The sequence below is a fragment of the Rhodococcus sp. NPDC059969 genome, from assembly GCF_042738325.1.
Lineage (GTDB): Bacteria > Actinomycetota > Actinomycetes > Mycobacteriales > Mycobacteriaceae > Rhodococcus_F.
In genome coordinates this window covers 51,854-69,760 of record NZ_JBHWUF010000010.1, presented here as the reverse complement: position 1 = coordinate 69,760, position 17,907 = coordinate 51,854, and the positions used below count along the sequence as shown (strand labels likewise).

The window sequence follows — 17,907 nt, the reverse complement described above, 5'->3', positions numbered from 1 at the left end:
CCACCGAACCCGTATCCCCCGGATCCGATCCCGCAGATCTGAAGTCGGCTGCTGCAGCGTTTCAGCCGCCGAGTTCGGCGATCATCTCGCTCAACGATTCTGCAGCGATACGCAGTTCGCCTTCGTCGGGGTTGTCGGGCGAGGAAGGCAGGCGTTCGGCCAACTGCTCGCGAGTGACAAGCGAGATACCCTCGAGTCCGAACCCTTCTTCATCGGGGACGTAGATCTCGATCTCGCCCCCGACCGCTACCAATTCCGAATGGGGGCCGCTGCCAAGTAGTGCACGCAGGTGTTCGGTCGTCACGGTCATATGGTTCACGTGAAATCTCCTGCTTCGGTGACAGCTGACTTCGCTGGTTGTCGATTCGACCTGACGCACTACCTCCTATTGAGTACCCCTCGCGGGTGAGCAGGAAACGACGAGTACATGAACAACTACTTCCCGAAGGGAACGCAGACACCATGAGCGAACAGAATCCCACCGACCACACCGATCAGTCGGACGAGCCGCAGACCACCGGCACCGGCACCGGCCCCGCGCACAAGGACGTTCAGACCGATCCGTCGGGCGAGCGCACGTGGGCCGACGAGGGTGGCGCCACAACGACCGGTCCGGCGACCGACACCGACTGATCTCGCCCGAACTGAATCATCGGGACCAAGGTCCCGTGAGCACGCGCTCACGGGACCTTGAAATCCTCACGGATCTAACGCTTTTCACCTGCGGTTTCGTGATGCGGTAGGGTAGGCACTCAGCACGGTTGAGCACCCAGCCGTTGAAGACGTGCACGGTTCGCGTGTTGCTTCCCGTGCCGTTTCCCCGGTTTCGCAAGAAACCGTTTCGAACTAGGCCGTTTCGAACCAGACCGATTCGAACGAACCGTTTCGAGCAATCCGTCAGGAGTTTCGATGAACGAGTTTTCGAGAACTACAGATGAGCGTGCCGACAGTCCCCCGATTTTCACCGTCACGTCTGCGGAAAACATTCAGTCACTGGTGGTCAGCGGCGAGATCGACATCCAATCCCGAGCTGATTTTGCTGCGTGCGTCGATGATCTGATCAGCGAGCGTCACCCGTTCGTAGTCGACTGCTCGGACGTCCAGTTCATCTCCGTCGGAGGTCTTTCCATCATCCAAACTCTCTCGGCCAAGGCTCGAAGGCTCGGCGTCCCGTGGACACTGATCGCAGCGCACTCTGTCAGGCGCCCGCTGTCCCTGTTGAAGATGGATGCCGACATCGTGTTCACCGACTCTGTGGCCGAGGCGGTCACGTACCTGTCCGCTGCCGCCATCATGGACGAGACCCTGGCGGAGCCGATGTCGGCGTGAGTAACGATCTCGAAAGGCTTTCCGAATTCGTCGTTGTCGCCAACCGACTGCCCGTCGATCTGGAAATCGACGACACTGCAGCCGACGACGACGGTGGCAAGAACTGGAAGCGAAGTCCGGGCGGGCTCGTCACCGCGCTCGAACCCATCCTGCGGCAGCGAGACGGCGCTTGGGTCGGCTGGCCGGGCGTCGCAAACGAGAAGGTCGATCCCATAGTTGTGGACGGCCTCCGCCTATTTCCCGTCGAACTGACCTCTCAGGACCTCGCCGAGTACTACGAGGGGTTCTCCAACGACACGTTGTGGCCGCTCTACCACGATGTTCTGGTGGCTCCGACGTTCGAGCGGTCGTGGTGGCACACATACGTCGCGGTCAACCAGCGGTTCGCCGAGGAAACCGCGCGTTGCGCCGCCGACGGAGCTACCGTCTGGGTGCAGGACTACCAATTGCAACTCGTGCCGGCGATGCTGCGTGAGCTGCGGCCAGACCTGACTATCGGGTTCTTCCTTCACATTCCTTTTCCTCCGGTCGAGCTCTTCATGCAGCTTCCGTGGCGCAAGGAGATCGTCAAGGGGATGCTGGGTGCCGACCTGATCGGCTTCCACTTACCCGGTGGCGCAAACAATTTCCTGTTCTTGGCCCGCAAACTACTCGGCTTGAAGACGACAACAGCGGGCGTCGGTGTGCGAAGTGCGCTGGGGCATGTCGATTTCGATTCTCGCGTCGTCAAGGTGGGAGCATTTCCCATCTCCGTCGATTCCGCCGAACTCGAGCGCCAGTCGAAGAGCGAATCGGTGTTGCGCCGAGCACGCGAATTGAAGGAAGAGCTCGGCAATCCCGAGAAGATCCTTCTGGGAGTCGATCGCCTCGACTACACCAAAGGCATCGACCTGCGGCTGCAGGCACTGAAGGAACTTCTCGACGAGGGCCGCTTGGACCCGGAGAAGTACACAATGGTGCAGCTCGCCACGCCCAGTCGTGAACGCGTGCAGCACTATATCGATCTACGCAGTGTCATCGAGGAACAGGTGGGTCGAATCAACGGCGACCACAGTCAGATCGGCCGCCCCGTCGTTCACTACCTGTACCAGCCGGTCGACCGAGAAGAACTGATCGCGCTGTTCGTCGCTGCCGACGTCATGCTCGTGACGCCGATGCGCGACGGGATGAATCTCGTGGCCAAAGAGTACGTAGCGTGCCGCGGTGACCTCGGTGGCGCTCTGGTTCTCAGCGAGTTCACCGGCGCTGCAATGGAACTACGACAGTCATATCTGGTCAACCCGCATGATCTGGACGGCGTGAAGAATACGATCCTGACCGCTGTTCATCAGGATCCGAAAGAGGGCCGTCACCGCATGGCTGCCCTGCATCGCCAGGTCATGTCGCACGACGTGCATCAGTGGGCCGAATCGTTCCTGACCGCCCTTGCCCCGACTGAACCGCGCCCGGAAGATCAGTTCGTCACGGAGCGTGAGTCCGACTTCGCGCGCAACAACTGACCACCGCGGGCTTGAGTCAAGGGTGAGCAGATACTCGAGCTAGGATTGGTTTCAGTTCATCGTCAAGCAGCGGCTGCGAACTGATCTCCTCGCCATAGCCGTGCAATGCTGCATCGGCCCAGAAAGACAGGCCGACCATGCCCCTCACGATGAAGTACTCCGAGACCTACAACGACGCTCTCATTGCGCTCGCCGCCGCCACTCATCGGCCGGCCAATGTGGTGAATCTGTTCGGCGAGTATGCGATTCGTGTTGATCTCGAGTACAACCGATACCTGCTCGCCACCAATACCGTTGCCGGGCTTTCAGATCAGCCTGATCTGGGCGACTTGTGGCTGGTGAGATTCTTTCAGTCCGAACTGACCGACACTCCCGATCAACTGCTCGCAGAGGCTTCGCATCAATGGCTGGTCGATGCCCTGGATACAGCGCTGGAGCAGATCGAACGCGCCGGCAACAAAATCGTCGCAGATGCAGATTTCGGCGCCCCTGGCCGCACCGACGCACCCCACGGAAGCTAGCCGGCTTCCGCAGTCAACTGACTGATCCGAGCGGCCAGAACGGCATTCTCGGCCTCGAGAGACAAGATCAAACGGATTCCGACAAGATTGACTCCGTCGTCGATCAGCGCGGTGATTCGTCCGAGCGTATCCAGATCAGCCTCGCTGTACCGGCGCGTACCGCCATCCGTGCGCGTCGGTGTAAGCAGGCCCCTTCGCTCGTAGAGGCGCAGCGTTTGAGGTCCTACTCCGGACAGTTCTGACATCACTGAGATCCCGTACACGCCACGCAGCGCCCGGGTCTGAGATTCCGACGTCACTGGAACCTCCTAGTTCGGTGTCGGCTGCCTTCGTCGGCGTCATCCGACCCTAGCATCATCAGGCAGTGAATCTGACGCCGGCGACATAGATTCAAAGGTGTCCAGGACCACTTGCGGCGAAAAATGAGGAGCCGACGGAGCACGTAAGCGCAGGTGAGGAGTGTTTTCGACCGGAAGCGGCACGCAACTTGCTTCCGCAGTTGCAACGCCGCTACCTTGCCAATTATCTACATCGGCTGATATAGATTTTGTAGCACCTGAAAGCACCAAAACCGGCGCTCGAAGCTGCAGAACACCCAGACGTCGGAGTTGGTGGTTCGGCTGACTCCCTCACGGCACACTCTTCACCGGGAGCAAGATGACGACGATCGACATCCCGCCCACACAGGGCGAGAGCAACACCGGCATCGCGATCACTGCCGCAAGCGCGACTTTGACAACCGTCGAGGTCAAGCGCCGAATCGCGATGATGTTCGGCGACCCGGTGACAGAGGAACCAGCCGCACTCGCGCACTGAACCTGACCGACCCGCGATCCGATTGACGATGGCGCGCGACCGCCCCGTTGGAGGGCGATCCCCATCATGACGAGAGGAAAACATATGTCCGAGTTCACCGTACCGGGACTGAGCAGCGCAGACGGCTCGACCGTCGCCGATACCCTGCAGGAACGGCTCAGCGCCTACAACGATCTCCACCTGACGCTCAAGCACGTCCACTGGAACGTCGTCGGACCCAACTTCATCGGCGTGCACGAGATGATCGACCCGCAGGTGGAACTGGTTCGCGGTTACGCCGATGATGTGGCGGAACGTATCGCGGCACTTGGCAATTCGCCCAAGGGCACCGCAGGAGCGATCGAACGCGACCGGACGTGGGACGACTACTCCGTCGGCCGCGACGACGCTCGCGCTCACCTCGCGGCGCTCGACCTGGTCTACACCGGGGTCATCACAGACAGTCGCGCTGCAATCGAGAGCGTCGGAAAGATCGACCCGATCACCGAAGACATGTTGATCGGCCAGACGGCACAGTTGGAAAAGTTCCAGTGGTTCGTTCGCGCGCACCTCGAGAACTCCGGTGGCAGCCTCGTTCACGAAGGCGCGTCCACCGAGCAGGATGCCGCAAACGAGGCACGTCAGAACTGATTCACCGTCCTCGATTTCGGCCGATCGGGGGTCGGCCGAAATCGCGCTCCCCACAACAGGAAAGGGTAGGAGCATGTCTGCGGACTCGCGCGGCACGTCAGCGCAAACGCGTCGCGAGTATCAAATGTTCGTACTGCAACAGCGCTTGTTGTTCGGATCGATCGTGGCAGGCACTGCTCTCGGGGTCCTGGCCATCAACTACTTCTGAATCACTACGCGCCACGGCCGTCGAAGACAGGACAGAAACGACACAATCATGAGTTCGAGCACTCTCCGCTCGATCGCCCGTAGCGATCGGTTTGCGGCAAGCACTTCTTCTCTCCTCCTCGTGGACAACGATTTTCGTGTCCGGGGAGCAAACGAGGAATACCTTGCCATGTCCGATCGCAGTTTGGATCAGCTGCACGGAGTGGAAGTGTTCGAGGCCTTTCCCGACAATCCTGCCGACTCTTTTGCGGATGGAATCTCCTCGTTGACAATGTCGTTCGAGCGGGTGATGCAAACCAAATCTCGTGATGCGCTGCCGACTCAGCGTTACGACGTGCGCGACGAGCGCGGTTCCGGGCTGTTTGTCACGCGCTACTGGAACACCGTGAATTCCTCGGTCACCGATGACGACGGCCGGGTGATCGGGGTGCTTCATCGTGTGTACGAGGTTTCACGACCGCAGGCTCAGCAGTCCAGCTCGGCGCCAGACGTACTCGCCCGCCTTCGCGCGGAAAATGACGAACTGCGAAGAGCTTTGGATTCTCGGCCCGTGATCGAGCAGGCCAAGGGATTGCTGATGGCCGAGCGTGAGTGCTCAGCCGACCGAGCTTTCGACCTACTGGTCGAGATGTCGCAAGAGTGGAACGTCAAGGTGCGCGACATCGCCGGCGGTCTTGTCGCCTCAGCAGAGAGACGAGCCGTGGATCAAAAGAATTCCTGACGACCGGGATTCAAAATTTGTGCGGCTGGGTAATGACCGACCAGAGGTACCCCCGAAATCCTCCCTCTCGAGGGAGGAGCCTCGAAGGTCCCGCCGGTTCAGGCCGGCGGGACCGAGCTTTGCCTTAACACCCGACCTGGATCCGCGATCCGAGTCGAGTTCGTCACGCAGCGAAGGGAACGTCCATGTTCATGCGCTCCTACACATCTCCGCGGCCCCTTGCCGACGAGTGGGATTGGCAACTGTCCGGCACCTGCCGCGACACCGACCCGGCTCTGTTCTACGACGACACGAACGAGCGCGGATCGAGGCGGGCGAAGCGCGAGAGTTCGGCGAAGCTGGTGTGTGCCAGGTGCCCCGTCGTGCAGAGATGCCTGGTGCACGCCATCCAGACCGGGGAACCACACGGCATCTGGGGCGGGATGACGGCCACCGAACGAGAATCGTTGCGTAAGGCGCGAACTGGACCACTGGTCAGTGCTGTATCGAGCCCACCGGCGCAATAACTTCGGGGACAGACCTCGTAGTGCGGAAACTCAGGGCCGCGCCTCGTGGTGTCGACGCCCATGCGTGCGTCGACGCTCCTTCATCTCGGATTCGAAGAGATGCGGCACTCCGCCCGCCAGTCGGTCGCGCACCACCTTCTCGCATTCGCGGAAGAAGGACCAGTAGTTCTCGTCGAACTCCTCGACCAGTTGGAAAGTCCAACGCCCCTCGACCACGTTCCGGCCCATCAACTCGTCCTCGACTTGATCCGCCAGTTCGTCGTTGCCGCTGGTGCGCAGATGCTCGACGACCTCGTCGAGCATCAAATCCGCGTGCCCGATCAGCTGATGGAAGTCGTACAGAGCGCCGCGCGCGCGCTCCACGGTTTCGAGGGCATTCGACAGCACCCCCGCCGCCTTCACCGCATCATCCGTGACGCCTTCCGGTCGTATGTGTACGGGGATCTGCCTGTCCGAATGTGTGCCCATGAGGTCGCAGTACCCGAAGGCGCCACAAATGAAAGATGAGATTCGGTACGAGCGCACCACAGGTGATGTGTCTCACAATTCATCCTCTAGTTCAAGTAAAGAGGGTTAGTTCGCCGGGCGAAGGGTAATCGAAGGGCATGAACACCTCTGGGGTCGAGATGGTCGGCACGCATGGCCGCTACCGGTCCTTGCCTCGTTCTGCCGGAATACCGCCACATCTACCTACAGGAAGTCCCTTGATCCCTCTGTCGAGTTCGACCGAAGCCGAACTTAATCACGACTCCATTGCCTCGCTCCGCGTCCGAGCGTCGTACTCTCAACTTCCGACTCTGCGTGGAATCACCCGCACGGTCGCCAACAACACCGGATTGGATGTCGACGGGACAGCCGATCTTGCCCTGGCGATGGACGAAGTCGCGAGTATCCTCATCGGCCATGCGATACCGTCCAGCGACTTGACCTGCCGTTTCGAGACGTTCGGTCGCACACTTCGGACCGTCGTTTCAGTGATTGCGCACTCCGAGATTCCCGACAAGTCGCACAGCTTCGGATGGTTCGTTCTCGAGGCACTGGTCGATTCCGTCCGCTTGGAACAGTCGGAAATCGACGCGGACGGTCACATCACGCTGACGATGACGCTTGAAAAGGGCTTGCTCCAGGAGCGTGCGTGACCACTGTCCCACCGGACAAGAAGGACCAGTACGAACTAGCTGTCGAATTGTTCGTTTCGATGGCTTCGCTTCCGCCTGAAGATCCGACCCGAGAAAAGATCACCAACTCGATCATCGAATTGTGCCTGCCGCTCGCCACCCACGTCGCACGCCGCTACCAGGGGCGCGGCCAGCCTTTCGAGGACTTGGAACAAGTTGCGCGTGTCGGGTTGGTACAAGCCGTGCAGCGATTCGACGTGGAAAAGGGATCGGATTTCCTGTCGTTCGCCGTCCCGACCGTAATGGGTGAGGTACGCAAGCATTTTCGCGATCATGGCTGGTCCGTGCGTGTCCCGCGAAGCCTTCAAGAACGACACCTTGCCCTGAACCGGGCGCTGACGTCGCTGTCCCAGACGCTCGGGCGTGCTCCGACCGTCGCGGAACTCGCGAAAGAACTCGACATCGAGCCGGACGAGGTCGAACAAGGGCTGACCGCCGGCAACTCGTATCGGACCACACCGCTCGACACCGCATCCGCCGGCGACGGGAGCGGACTGACTCTGATCGACACATTGGGTCAGTACGACGAAGCGATCAGTCAGATCGACAATCACGAAACATTGCGGCCCGCGCTCCTTGCATTGCCGGAGCGCGAGCGCACGATCGTCGTTCTGAGATTCTTCGGTCATCTCACCCAGTCTCAGATCGCCGAGAAGGTCGGTCTTTCCCAGATGCATGTGTCCAGAATCCTCACTCAGACGCTGAAGCAGCTACGCACCGAGATGGGCGAAATCTTCTGACGGTACGTCTCGGCGATCAGATGTACTCCTGTGCAAGACGTTCCATCTCGTCTCGGTCGATGAGCCCGGGCTGACCGATGTCGAGGGCCTCGAGATACTTGTTGGCGAGGCGGTAATCGTGACCCCACCTTCCGTGCTCCCCGTCCTGCTCGGTGCGCTGAACACTGGAACCGGGCGGAACCTCGTCCCGCAGACCGTTGGTCTCCGCTCCGATCAGCGTGTCGAGCTTGGTCGAGATGGCCGTAAGTGCATCGCGGTCGTTCATCTGAATCCCTTCGTCCGGTGACGCTGATCCCCCACCCTACCGAAGCGTATAGCCAAAAACATTGCACTGCTTGATGTTCGACTCCACACCTGGACCGATTTACGCCCTCGAGCTACACTGAGCGGTACCGAGGTTGAGAATACAGCCGGGGTTGAAGCCACTGGCGCTCGGTTCGCATCAAGGCTCTGGATCAGGTGAGTACGTTCTCCGCGTGTCTGCCCTGCGCATATCCATTGAGCTCTACAGCTTTCCACGCCTGGACGCATTCACTTTCCGCGCCGCCAGATCGGTCGTCAGCCTTTCGATGAAAGCACACAGACCGGATCTGCCATGAATCTGAATGAACTCGACCACACTTCGATCGATTCCATCGATCCCTCAACACAATTGGGTCCGATCGTGGAAACACAAGGCTTTGCCGCCTGGCGGGTAGCACCCTCGACAGTCCTGATCCAGGTCGATGTCGACCTCGACAAACTCTCCGCCCCCGCACTGCAAGAGCTTCTCAGCTCGTACGCTGCGGAGTGGTCTCGCGTCATCCTCGACCTTTCCAATTCATTGTTCGTCGGTGCGGTATGCCTCGAACTGTTCGCCGAGCTGAACTCCCGATCACGAGCCCACGACTTCCAGTGGTCCGTCATCGGGTCGCACCCACTTCGACGCTTGCTTCGGGCAGCGCGGGCCGAAGAAGAATTTCCGGTTACGAACTCCGTCGAGGGAGCCATGCGCGCGCTCCGCGACGCCGAGAAGTCGCTCGAAGCCTCCTGACGGCACGCCCGGCACCCACGTCGAGCGCCGAGCGCTGTGCGCTCGCAGCGACTAAGGTTCGTCGGGCTGTCCGACGAGCTGAGAGAGACCGAGAATGACAATCGCCAAGCGCCTCGATGCCTTGCAACAGAAGCATCCGGCACTGGGGTTCCCTATAGCGGTCCTCTACAAGTTCCTCGACGATCAAGGTGTTTATCTCGCCGCGCTGATCGCTTACTACGGCTTCGTCTCGCTGTTTCCGCTGCTTCTCTTACTCTCCACCATTCTCGGCTTCGTGCTGTCGGACAACCCCGAACTTCAGCAACAGATCTTGGACTCGGCCTTGCATCAGTTCCCGGTCATCGGTGACGACCTGGGCAATGCGCAACAGATCGGCGGCGGCGTCACGGGTTTGGTGATCGGAATCGTCGGTGGTCTCTACGGTGGCCTCGGTGTCGCTCTGGCTTGCCAGAATGCGATGAACACGGTGTGGTCGGTGCCCCGAAACATGCGACCGGATCCCATCCGCGGGCGTCTTCAAGGGCTACTACTCCTCGGCACGATCGGTCTCGCGATCTTGGGGACCACCGCTGTCTCCAACATCGGCGGTGCGCTTCATCTGGGCGGTTCGTTCAGCTTCCTGCTGACCCTCGCGGTAGTCGTCTTGAATGCGGGCATCTTCATCGTCGCTTTCCGGCTCACCTGTGCCCGCCCGCTCTCGGTAGCCGATGTGGCACCTGGTGCGATCGCCGCTGCTGTTCTCTGGCAAGCACTTCAGTCCTTCGGTGCCCTCTACGTGACATCCGTGGTGCGGGGCGCCTCCACCACCAACGGCGTCTTTGCCATCGTTCTGGGTTTGCTGGCCTTCTTGTTCCTCGCTGCCGCCTCGATCGTCATGTGCGCGGAAATCAACGTCGTGCGAGTCGACAAACTCCATCCGCGGGCGTTGTTGGCTCCGTTCACCGACAACACCGAACTCATCGAAGGCGATCGACGTACCTTCGCCGATCAAGCAAAAGCACAACGCGCGGTTCCCCACGAGAACATCCACGTGACGTTCGACGGGCACACCAAACCCGACGAATCGGACTGATCTCGACCCCGATCGAGTTGGGTATTTGGTCCCGTCCTGAGTATCGGGGTGACATTCTGCGCCGCGAATCCAGATTTAACACAGGTGTTGTCATTTCGCGCTGTATCGAAGCGACGAATACATCACAGCAGGTAAACGCGCATAGTTGAACAATCACGTGCTTCCAGAGCTGCCCCGGAACGGGACAAACCCGTCAATTACTGCAACTCGCCATGCATGTAATTGGAGACAGAAAAAGAAGAGCATGGCAGGATCAGGTGTGAGACCGGACTCTCGATGGGAGGGCTCGGCTCGATGGATCCAGGAGAATTTGGTTATGGCTCAGGGCAGTGTCAAGTGGTTCAACGGTGAAAAGGGCTTCGGATTCATCGAGCAGGAAGGTGGCGGACCGGATGTGTTCGTTCACTACTCGGAGATCCAGGGCAGCGGCTACAAGTCCCTCGACGAGGGCCAGAAGGTCGAGTTCGAGATCGGACAGGGCCAGAAGGGCCCCCAGGCTCAGAACGTTCGCGCCATCTGAGTTCGATCCCAGTCTGAATTCAGACTGAAAAGGCTGGACGCTGCACCGCACGGTGCCGGCATCCAGCCTTTTCTTGGTTTCTGGGTCCCCTGGGTTTCCGGGTCTCCTTGGTTTTCAGGTCCGGCGCGTGCCGAGTTCGGTACCGGTTAACTCGCTCGCGCCCGCTTCTTCTTGTGGGAGCTGTCGCAGAACGGCGCAATGGCGGTCCGTCCACATCGGCACAAAGCGACCGTAGAGCGCTTGTTCTCTATCGGAGTGCCGTCGTCGCGGAGCAACTCGAAGTCACCACGCACCAGCAGCGGTCCGTCCGAGCAGGCGGTTATGGTGGTGTTGCACCCGGAACCATCCGGTGTTTCGGCAGATGACGATTCGGGAAACGCGGTCATATGTCCTCTTCACTTCTCGATTCGGCCACTGGCGTGCCTACTTCCATGCCTGTCCCGCAGGCTCGCGGCCCACTGAGCGCCACTCTCGTTTCCATTCTGCTCTCCTCCGCCGATCCGAGGGAGCTGAAGGCGGCCGCTGACGCGTACGAAGACGCACGCTCCACCGACCACACCTACGACATTCTTCGAGACGACGACGCCCAGTTGACGCTGACGCTCCTCTACGAGCTTCATCTGCAGGGAATAGAAAACGTCTCGGACGAGTGGGAGTGGAATCCGGACCTGCTCGCGGTGCGGTCTCGTCTCGAAACGCACTTCGAGTCCGCCATCGCGCAACTCGTGGGGACTGTGCCGTCGTCTGGCGACGTGGTGGCCGACCTGTGGGCGATGACGGCGCCCAGTGCCGGACCCGGTCTTGCGTCCTACATGGCGAAGGACGCCACGGTCGATCAGTTCGCGGAGGTGCTGATTCACCGTTCGCTCAATCAGCTCCGCGAAGCGGATGTGCACACCCTTGGAATTTCTCGGCTCTCCGGCGCCGTCAAGGCAGCCCTCGTCGAAGTGCAGAGCGACGAGTACGGAGGCGGCCGCGCAGAGCGTATGCATTCGCGTCTGTTTGCCGACACGATGCGGGCCGTCGGCCTTTCGGACCGCTACGGTCACTACATCGATGCCGTTCCCGCCGTGACCTTGGCGTCGTTGAATGCTCTCTCGCTCTTCGGTTTTCATCGCCGACATCTCGGCACCCTGGTCGGGCACCTGTGCGCCGTCGAGACCACGTCGGCGCTGCCGAGCAAGCGTTACAGCGCCGGCCTGCGCCGACTCGGATTCGGTTCGCACGCGACCCTGTTCTACGAAGAGCATGTCGAAGCGGATTCCGTCCACGAACAGATTGCCGTTCGCGAACTTGCCGGCGGCCTTGCTTCTTCGCAGCCACACCGCGCCGGCGACATCTTGTTCGGCGCCGCAGCTTGCCTCGCGTTCGACGATCTTCTCGGCGAACACCTCACATCGAGTTGGGAGAAGGGTGAGACTTCGTTGCGCGAATGATCACGAGTTGTTCGATTTCCTGACCGGTGGTGATCAACCCCCGCGCCTCGAGCATCGTGCGTCTCTCACGCATCACTGGCCCGAACGGAATGTACTTCCGGGCCGAAATCTCCACGGCCATACCGTGTTCCTCGAGTATCGCCTCGGTCTTGTCGACCCCGCACAGTACCGACTGCAGGAGAAGAAGTGTGCCGCCGGGGACGAGTACGTCGTGAACGGTGGCCGCGATCCTGTCGATGAGGGCGCGTCCGTCCTTGCCTGCGTCCCAAGCTCGTTCGATTCCAGTGGTAGGGAGGTCATCTGCAAGTGCAGGGACGTACGGAGGGTTGGAGATCACCAGATCGAAGTGTTCGCCGTGCACGGCCTCGGTGAGATCGCCACGACGGGAATCGATCAAGGTGCCGTTGAGGATTCCGTTGAGACGAGCATTGGCGCACGCTCGGCGAGATATGTCGACCGCGACGACGTGGCCTGCACCTGCCGTAGATGCCGCGACGGCGAGGGCGCCGGTCCCGGTGCACAAATCCAGCACGCGACTGCGAGCAGTGAGGTGCTCGAACAGCAGTGCATCCGCGAGTAACGACGTGTCATGTTGCGGTGGATACACACCGGGTAAACGCAGGATCATCATCGGCTCCTCTTTTTCAGGCGACATCGCGCATCGCTGCGTGCGGCTACCCCGGAACCCCGAATTTCATGCAATATTGGAGCATCGGCAGCCTGGAACGGTTACATCGCCGCAGTTTGCGGAGTAGACCTGAGTCATGACAGGCAATGCGGACACTCCACAAGGGGCCGCGGCGTTTGCTTCCGCAGCAGATTCACTCGACACTCTCGCCGAAGCGATTGCCGGACTCCGGTCCAATCTGAACACGGACGAGCACCTCGACTCCATGCTCCAACGTCTGGCCGAGACGGCGGTCAAGGCACTGCCGGACGCCGACGCAGTCAGCGTGACCGTGTTGTCGGCCGATGGCCCGCGAACTGCTGCATCTACCGCGGACTATCTCTCCGCGATCGACCACGCCCAGCACTCCGCCGATCGTGGACCGTGTGTGGACGCCGCACGCTCAGTCTCGTCGGTCCGGGCAAAGGTGGGTGATCACGAAGCCGAATGGCCGGAATTCACCGTCGAGGCCCGCGAACAAGGCGTCCGGTCCTATCTGTCCGTGCCGATCACCATGGGCGAGGGGAGCGCCGAACTTCTCGGCGCTTTCAACGTCTACGGATTCGCATCGACCGAGTTCAAGGCCTTCGACGAAGAGTTGATGAAATTGTTCACCGCCGGTGCGGGCGCGGCGATCGCGGATTCACGACGCTGGCGTCAGGCACACGAGCACATCGAACAATTGCGCTGCGCCATGGAGTCTCGGGCCGAGATCGAGCAGGCCAAGGGCGTCCTGATCGCCGTCCACGGTGTCGGCGCCGAGGAAGCATTCAGTCGACTCGTGCAGCAATCACAGCACACCAACGTCAAGCTCCACGACGTTGCCCGGATGCTCATCGATTCGGTGCGCCACCGCAGGTTCTGAAGATTCTTCGGTCGCAAAACCCCGTTTTGCACCAGAAGACACAGTCGCAAAACCCCGTTTTGCGCTCAAAGACACAGTCGCAAAACCCCGTTTTGTACCCCGAAGGTTCAGCTCCCAAACGTATCCAGAGATGTTTCACCGAAACAGGTTTCGACCTGCGCGACTGCTGGCGGTCGAGCGGCGGCACTCGTCTGAAATGTGGTTATCTGTTGAGAACCGGGACGAAAGAAAACCCGACCGTACCAGGGTGAGGAAAGGATCGTCGCTGTGCCAATCGACCAGGTTCTTGTCGTAGTTCCCGCCCACAACGAAGCCGAAGACCTTCCCAATTGCCTTCGTGCACTCGCAACAGCGGCGTCGGCTTGCGTTGTCCCCGTCCGAGTTGTCGCCGTCCTCGACAACTGTTCGGACGGAACCGCGGGGGTCATCCCCGAAGGCGTGGATGTGCTCCGCGTCGAGCACCAGAACGTCGGGCGCTCACGAGCGACGGGCTTCTCCGAGTTCGGCCGAGATTTGGGTCCTTCAGCGTGGTTCACCACCACCGATGCCGATTCGGTGGTCGGACCCACCTGGATTGCGCGCCAATTGGAATATGCGCGTACCGCGGACGTGGTTGCGGGAACCGTTCGCATCGCAGATTGGGAGGGTCAGCCGCAGTCCGTCCGCGAACGATACGAACGTATGTACCACGCACATCCATATGGTCGACACGGTCACATCCACGGCGCCAACCTCGGTGTTCGCGCTGACATGTACTGGAGCGTCGGAGGATTCTCCGATCTCGAGGAGGACGAGGACGTCGATCTCGTCCGACGATTGAGCGCGGCGGGCGCGTGTATCGCGTGGGCAGAAGACATTGCGGTCACCACGTCTGCGCGTCTCGACGGCCGAACTCCGGGCGGCTTTGCCGGACATATCCGTAACCTGGGTGGTACGACCGCCGATAACGAAGAAGCGGAGCTGGCACGATGAAACGACTACACACACTCTTGGATGCAGGCGGACTGTATTTGCCACTGCCCGGCGGCGGCGCAACGGCCGCACGGTGGACCTCCCTCGCAGAGCTCACACGGGAGAACGTGGTTCTCGGCCGGATGGCTGAGGCTCACACCGACGCCGTCGCGATACTCACCGAACTCGACGGCCCCGATCCCGAACCGGGACAGCTGTGGGGCGTGTGGGCAGCCGAGCCACCCACACCGGTGGTGAATGCGTCTGAGCACGTGGGGATCTGGACACTCACCGGTCGCAAGTTGTGGTGTTCTGGCGCCAACACCTGCACGCATGCACTGATCACCGCCTTGGTCGAGGGAGTCCCCTCTCTCTTCGCGGTTGAACTCGGACTACCTGGAGTGCATCCGGTTCCCGATTCGTGGAAGGCCGTCGGTATGGCCGAAAGCGACTCCAGCGCAGTCGACTTCGACATGGTTCCGGCCATACCGGTCGGAACGGCAGGCGACTATCTGAGCCGGCCGGGGTTCTGGCACGGGGCGATAGGTGTGGCTGCATGCTGGTACGGCGGCGCCTGCGGAGTCGCAGATCCGTTGTACGACAAGGCCGCAAGCACCGAAGATCCGTACGTCCTCGCACATCTCGGCGCAGTCGACGCAGCGTTGGCCGCGGCGCGCAACGCTCTCGCAGTCGCGGCAGCGGAGATCGACGCCGATCCCGCTGACCAGAATGCCGAAGCCATGCAACGGGCCCTACGCGTTCGCGCAATCGTGGAGCGTGCCGCGACGGAAACCCTCGATCGGGTCGGACGCGCTCTCGGAGCCGCACCGCTCTGCATGGACGCCGAACATGCCGCGCGGGTAGCCGACCTCACCGTCTATTTGCGGCAGAGCCACGCCGAGAAGGATCTCGCCGAACTCGGCCGGATCGCGGCCAAGGGGAAACGGCCGTGGTGAACTCGAAACTGTTCGCACAGAAGCCTGTCGACGACGGCGGTACCCCCGAATCGATGTGGCGGGAGTGGGGACGCAGTTTTCCGGAACTGGATCTCACCGGGTGCTCACGATTGATCGTCGTCGCTCCCCATCCCGACGACGAAGTACTGGGGCTGGGTGGAACCGCCCTTCTGGCAGCACTTTCCGGAATCGAGGTTCAAGTGGTGTCCGTCACCGACGGCGGAGCTTCACATCCCGATTCACCGACTGTGTCTCAGCCCGAGATGGAACGACTTCGACGGTCCGAGTCGGATCAGGCAGCGCGTGTACTCGGAATTCCTACGCCCGTTCGACTGAGTATCCCGGACGGGAGGATTGGCGAGAACCGGCAGGAGTTGACCGACCGCCTCAGCTCGATTCTCGGTGATTCATCGGCGGATACCTGGTGCGCATCGACGTGGCGTGGGGACGGCCATCCGGACCATGAAGCCACCGGGGACGCAGCGGCGAAGGCTTGCGAGGACACGGGATCACGGTTGATCGAGTATCCCATCTGGGCTTGGCATTGGGCCGCGCCGGATCATGCGGCAGTCCCGTGGGAACGAGTCAGAAGAGTGACCTTGCCGTCTGATGTTCAGGCCGCAAAATCTGCTGCTGCCCAAGAGTTCACATCACAGATCGCACCGCTCTCCGATCACCCTGCGGATGCACCCATACTCCCCCGACACGTGATGGAACGCTTACTGCGCCCGTACGAAACGGTGTTCGTATGACCGATCGTGAACTTCCCGCGGATTACTTCGCCAAGATGTATGCCGCACAATCCGATCCATGGGATTTCGAAACCCGTTGGTACGAGCAGCGAAAATACGCGCTCAGTATCGCGATGCTCCCGAAACCCCGATACCGGCGCGCGTTCGAACCTGGGTGCTCGATCGGAGTTCTCACCGAGAAGTTGGCCGAGCGCTGCGACAGCGTTCTCGCGACCGACATCGTCCCGGCCGCACTCGACGGTGCTCGTGCGCGGCTTGCCGGTCGCGACGCCGAATTCCGCCTCTGGGCTTTGGGTGACGACTGGCCCAGCGAGACCTTCGACCTCGTCGTCATCAGCGAGGTCGGCTACTACCTGACCTTCGACAAGCTCGTCGACGCCATGCTGCAGGTCGTCGAGCATCTCGAGCCTGGCGGCACTCTGCTGTGCGCCCACTGGCGTCACGTCGTACCGGAGTATCCGCAGAACGGTGACGCCGTTCATTCGGCTGTGCGCCAGACGCCGGGGTTGGCACAGTTCGCGTCGTACCAGGACGAGGACGTGCTGATCGACGTCTTCGTGAAGGGTCCGCCGTCACCACCGTCGGTGGCTCGTTCCGAAGGTCTGATCTAGCCGACCGGCGTACGAGGGGTTGCGTTCGCGTCGTCGTTCGCGGCCCCTCGCGCCAGGGCAATGGTCGCCGCAGCCATGGCCGCGAGCGCGAGGACGAGCACGGCGGCGACCTTTCGATCCGCATCGAGATATTCACCGAGCACCACGAATCCGAGCAGCGACGCCACGACCGGTTCCATAATCGTGGTGGCCGGCAGCGAAGCCTGGAGGTCCCCCGCCTGAAAAGCCGACTGCTGCAAAGACGTCGCGACGGCGGCAACGACGATCAGTGCGTAGAACTCGAAAGACGTCAGGATCGCGTGAGGTCCGAGGTTCACGAGATGAACGACGCCCTTGGTCAATACCGCTGCTACGCCGAAGAGCGTCCCGCCGGCAAGACCGAGTAGGAGGGCGCGGGCGGAGCCTGTTCGACGATGTGCCCCGAACAGGCAGAGCGCGATGAACGGCAATCCGATCGCGGAGATCACGATCCAGTGGTGTGTTTCGGCTCGGGGCTCACCCGGCCGCGGATCTCCCACAATCACCAAGACTGCAACAGATGTGGTGAGTGCCGCGGCCCACAACCACTCGCGAGCGCTGATACGGCGTCCACTGAACCGGGCGCCCAGCGGTAGTGCGAACAGCAGTGAGAGCACGAGGAGCGGCTGAACAAGGAGCAACGATCCGAGGCCGAGGGCCGACGCTTGCAGCGCATATCCCGCGATTCCGACCACGGTGCCGAGCCACCAGACCGGGCTGTGGACGAGCGTCGTGATGGGTCCGAGTGCCCCGATCGAATCGTCCGGGACAACAGCGGCCGTGCGCTGGCGCACAACGGTGCCAACGGCGATGCAGAGCGCCGCACCGACGGCGAAGATCGCGGCAAGCAGAGTGTGGGACACGCTTTCACTTTTGCAC

At 61.2% G+C, this 17,907-nt stretch carries 27 protein-coding genes; 20 read left to right on the top strand and 7 right to left on the bottom strand.

All coding sequences use genetic code 11. The features are described 5' to 3' along the window. Positions 1–61 precede the first annotated feature (61 nt). Positions 62–310: a hypothetical protein gene (locus ACFWAD_RS23695; protein WP_007726566.1), complete on the bottom strand. Its 249-nt coding sequence runs from the start codon at positions 308–310 to the stop codon at positions 62–64. Between the two features lie 152 nt (positions 311–462). Here ACFWAD_RS23695 and ACFWAD_RS23690 point away from each other — a divergent pair, with 152 nt between their 5' ends. From ACFWAD_RS23690 to ACFWAD_RS23675, 4 genes are all read left to right on the top strand, one after another. Then, complete coding sequence (locus tag ACFWAD_RS23690) at positions 463–633, top strand: PI-type proteinase (RefSeq protein ID WP_378548310.1); 171 nt, start codon at positions 463–465, stop codon at positions 631–633. Positions 634–909: 276 nt separating this feature from the next. Beyond that, complete coding sequence (locus ACFWAD_RS23685; RefSeq protein ID WP_378548307.1) at positions 910–1,329, top strand: STAS domain-containing protein; 420 nt, start codon at positions 910–912, stop codon at positions 1,327–1,329. Beyond that, positions 1,326–2,828, top strand: coding sequence for a trehalose-6-phosphate synthase (locus tag ACFWAD_RS23680; protein ID WP_378535905.1), 1,503 nt, complete (start codon positions 1,326–1,328; stop codon positions 2,826–2,828). Before ACFWAD_RS23685 ends, ACFWAD_RS23680 begins: the two co-directional genes overlap by 4 nt. A 137-nt stretch (positions 2,829–2,965) precedes the next feature. Next, a complete protein-coding gene (locus tag ACFWAD_RS23675; protein WP_378535903.1) occupies positions 2,966–3,349 on the top strand; it encodes a hypothetical protein in 384 nt (127 codons plus the stop codon). Here ACFWAD_RS23675 and ACFWAD_RS23670 read toward each other — a convergent pair. Continuing rightward, entirely contained in the window at positions 3,346–3,648 is a 303-nt protein-coding gene (locus tag ACFWAD_RS23670) for a MerR family transcriptional regulator (protein WP_378448631.1), read from the bottom strand. The two genes, ACFWAD_RS23675 and ACFWAD_RS23670, sit on opposite strands and share 4 nt — an antisense overlap. A 358-nt stretch (positions 3,649–4,006) precedes the next feature. On the opposite strand from ACFWAD_RS23670, the gene ACFWAD_RS23665 reads away from it, so the two are divergent. The 5 genes from ACFWAD_RS23665 to ACFWAD_RS23645 all read left to right on the top strand — a co-directional run bounded on the left by ACFWAD_RS23665 (position 4,007) and on the right by ACFWAD_RS23645 (position 6,229). Beyond that, a complete protein-coding gene (locus ACFWAD_RS23665; RefSeq protein ID WP_378548304.1) occupies positions 4,007–4,165 on the top strand; it encodes a hypothetical protein in 159 nt (52 codons plus the stop codon). Between the two features lie 84 nt (positions 4,166–4,249). Further along, on the top strand, positions 4,250–4,795 hold the full coding sequence (locus ACFWAD_RS23660) for a Dps family protein (RefSeq protein WP_230816410.1): 546 nt from the start codon (positions 4,250–4,252) through the stop codon (positions 4,793–4,795). A gap of 73 nt (positions 4,796–4,868) precedes the next feature. After that, the gene (locus tag ACFWAD_RS23655; protein ID WP_020968725.1) at positions 4,869–5,003 is read left to right on the top strand and encodes a hypothetical protein; all 135 of its coding nucleotides are present in this window, start codon (positions 4,869–4,871) and stop codon (positions 5,001–5,003) included. Positions 5,004–5,051: 48 nt separating this feature from the next. After that, on the top strand, positions 5,052–5,723 hold the full coding sequence (locus ACFWAD_RS23650) for an ANTAR domain-containing protein (protein ID WP_378548300.1): 672 nt from the start codon (positions 5,052–5,054) through the stop codon (positions 5,721–5,723). A gap of 185 nt (positions 5,724–5,908) precedes the next feature. After that, positions 5,909–6,229, top strand: coding sequence for a WhiB family transcriptional regulator (locus ACFWAD_RS23645; protein ID WP_378535895.1), 321 nt, complete (start codon positions 5,909–5,911; stop codon positions 6,227–6,229). A gap of 30 nt (positions 6,230–6,259) precedes the next feature. Here the strand turns inward: ACFWAD_RS23645 and ACFWAD_RS23640 are convergent, their stop codons facing one another. Further along, on the bottom strand, positions 6,260–6,697 hold the full coding sequence (locus ACFWAD_RS23640; RefSeq protein WP_378535893.1) for a hypothetical protein: 438 nt from the start codon (positions 6,695–6,697) through the stop codon (positions 6,260–6,262). A 236-nt stretch (positions 6,698–6,933) separates the two neighbouring features. On the opposite strand from ACFWAD_RS23640, the gene ACFWAD_RS23635 reads away from it, so the two are divergent. Continuing rightward, positions 6,934–7,368, top strand: coding sequence for an ATP-binding protein (locus tag ACFWAD_RS23635; protein ID WP_378548297.1), 435 nt, complete (start codon positions 6,934–6,936; stop codon positions 7,366–7,368). After that, the gene (locus tag ACFWAD_RS23630; protein ID WP_378535889.1) at positions 7,365–8,147 is read left to right on the top strand and encodes a SigB/SigF/SigG family RNA polymerase sigma factor; all 783 of its coding nucleotides are present in this window, start codon (positions 7,365–7,367) and stop codon (positions 8,145–8,147) included. The genes ACFWAD_RS23635 and ACFWAD_RS23630 overlap by 4 nt, the downstream gene beginning before the upstream one ends. 16 nt (positions 8,148–8,163) lie before the next feature. Here the strand turns inward: ACFWAD_RS23630 and ACFWAD_RS23625 are convergent, their stop codons facing one another. After that, positions 8,164–8,412 carry a hypothetical protein gene (locus ACFWAD_RS23625; RefSeq protein WP_030535920.1) on the bottom strand — a complete coding sequence of 83 codons (249 nt, stop codon included), beginning with the start codon at positions 8,410–8,412 and terminating at the stop codon, positions 8,164–8,166. Positions 8,413–8,742: 330 nt separating this feature from the next. Here ACFWAD_RS23625 and ACFWAD_RS23620 point away from each other — a divergent pair, with 330 nt between their 5' ends. From ACFWAD_RS23620 to ACFWAD_RS23610, 3 genes are all read left to right on the top strand, one after another. Further along, on the top strand, positions 8,743–9,180 hold the full coding sequence (locus ACFWAD_RS23620) for an STAS domain-containing protein (protein WP_378548294.1): 438 nt from the start codon (positions 8,743–8,745) through the stop codon (positions 9,178–9,180). 94 nt (positions 9,181–9,274) lie between these two features. Next, positions 9,275–10,252: a YihY/virulence factor BrkB family protein gene (locus tag ACFWAD_RS23615; protein WP_378535884.1), complete on the top strand. Its 978-nt coding sequence runs from the start codon at positions 9,275–9,277 to the stop codon at positions 10,250–10,252. Positions 10,253–10,568: 316 nt separating this feature from the next. Continuing rightward, positions 10,569–10,772, top strand: a complete 204-nt coding sequence (locus ACFWAD_RS23610; RefSeq protein WP_003943666.1) for a cold-shock protein — start codon at positions 10,569–10,571, stop codon at positions 10,770–10,772. Between the two features lie 146 nt (positions 10,773–10,918). On the opposite strand, the gene ACFWAD_RS23605 is transcribed toward ACFWAD_RS23610, so the two are convergent. After that, entirely contained in the window at positions 10,919–11,158 is a 240-nt protein-coding gene (locus ACFWAD_RS23605) for a CDGSH iron-sulfur domain-containing protein (protein WP_378535882.1), read from the bottom strand. On the opposite strand from ACFWAD_RS23605, the gene ACFWAD_RS23600 reads away from it, so the two are divergent. After that, a complete protein-coding gene (locus ACFWAD_RS23600; RefSeq protein WP_378548291.1) occupies positions 11,159–12,208 on the top strand; it encodes an iron-containing redox enzyme family protein in 1,050 nt (349 codons plus the stop codon). Here ACFWAD_RS23600 and ACFWAD_RS23595 read toward each other — a convergent pair. After that, positions 12,165–12,836 (bottom strand): HemK2/MTQ2 family protein methyltransferase, encoded by a 672-nt coding sequence (locus ACFWAD_RS23595; protein ID WP_378548572.1) that lies wholly within the window; start codon positions 12,834–12,836, stop codon positions 12,165–12,167. The genes ACFWAD_RS23600 and ACFWAD_RS23595 overlap by 44 nt on opposite strands. 136 nt (positions 12,837–12,972) lie before the next feature. Here ACFWAD_RS23595 and ACFWAD_RS23590 point away from each other — a divergent pair, with 136 nt between their 5' ends. The 5 genes from ACFWAD_RS23590 (at position 12,973) to ACFWAD_RS23570 (ending at position 17,010) form a co-directional block, all read left to right on the top strand. Then, the gene (locus tag ACFWAD_RS23590; protein ID WP_378548288.1) at positions 12,973–13,740 is read left to right on the top strand and encodes an ANTAR domain-containing protein; all 768 of its coding nucleotides are present in this window, start codon (positions 12,973–12,975) and stop codon (positions 13,738–13,740) included. 267 nt (positions 13,741–14,007) lie between these two features. Further along, positions 14,008–14,712, top strand: coding sequence for a glycosyltransferase (locus ACFWAD_RS23585; RefSeq protein ID WP_378535874.1), 705 nt, complete (start codon positions 14,008–14,010; stop codon positions 14,710–14,712). Next, positions 14,709–15,647: an acyl-CoA dehydrogenase gene (locus tag ACFWAD_RS23580; protein WP_378535872.1), complete on the top strand. Its 939-nt coding sequence runs from the start codon at positions 14,709–14,711 to the stop codon at positions 15,645–15,647. Before ACFWAD_RS23585 ends, ACFWAD_RS23580 begins: the two co-directional genes overlap by 4 nt. Then, positions 15,641–16,399 (top strand): PIG-L deacetylase family protein, encoded by a 759-nt coding sequence (locus ACFWAD_RS23575; RefSeq protein ID WP_378548285.1) that lies wholly within the window; start codon positions 15,641–15,643, stop codon positions 16,397–16,399. Before ACFWAD_RS23580 ends, ACFWAD_RS23575 begins: the two co-directional genes overlap by 7 nt. Further along, positions 16,396–17,010 carry a class I SAM-dependent DNA methyltransferase gene (locus tag ACFWAD_RS23570; protein WP_378548282.1) on the top strand — a complete coding sequence of 205 codons (615 nt, stop codon included), beginning with the start codon at positions 16,396–16,398 and terminating at the stop codon, positions 17,008–17,010. Before ACFWAD_RS23575 ends, ACFWAD_RS23570 begins: the two co-directional genes overlap by 4 nt. Here ACFWAD_RS23570 and ACFWAD_RS23565 read toward each other — a convergent pair. Further along, positions 17,007–17,891, bottom strand: a complete 885-nt coding sequence (locus tag ACFWAD_RS23565; RefSeq protein ID WP_378548279.1) for a DMT family transporter — start codon at positions 17,889–17,891, stop codon at positions 17,007–17,009. The genes ACFWAD_RS23570 and ACFWAD_RS23565 overlap by 4 nt on opposite strands. Between the last annotated feature and the right edge of the window lie 16 nt (positions 17,892–17,907).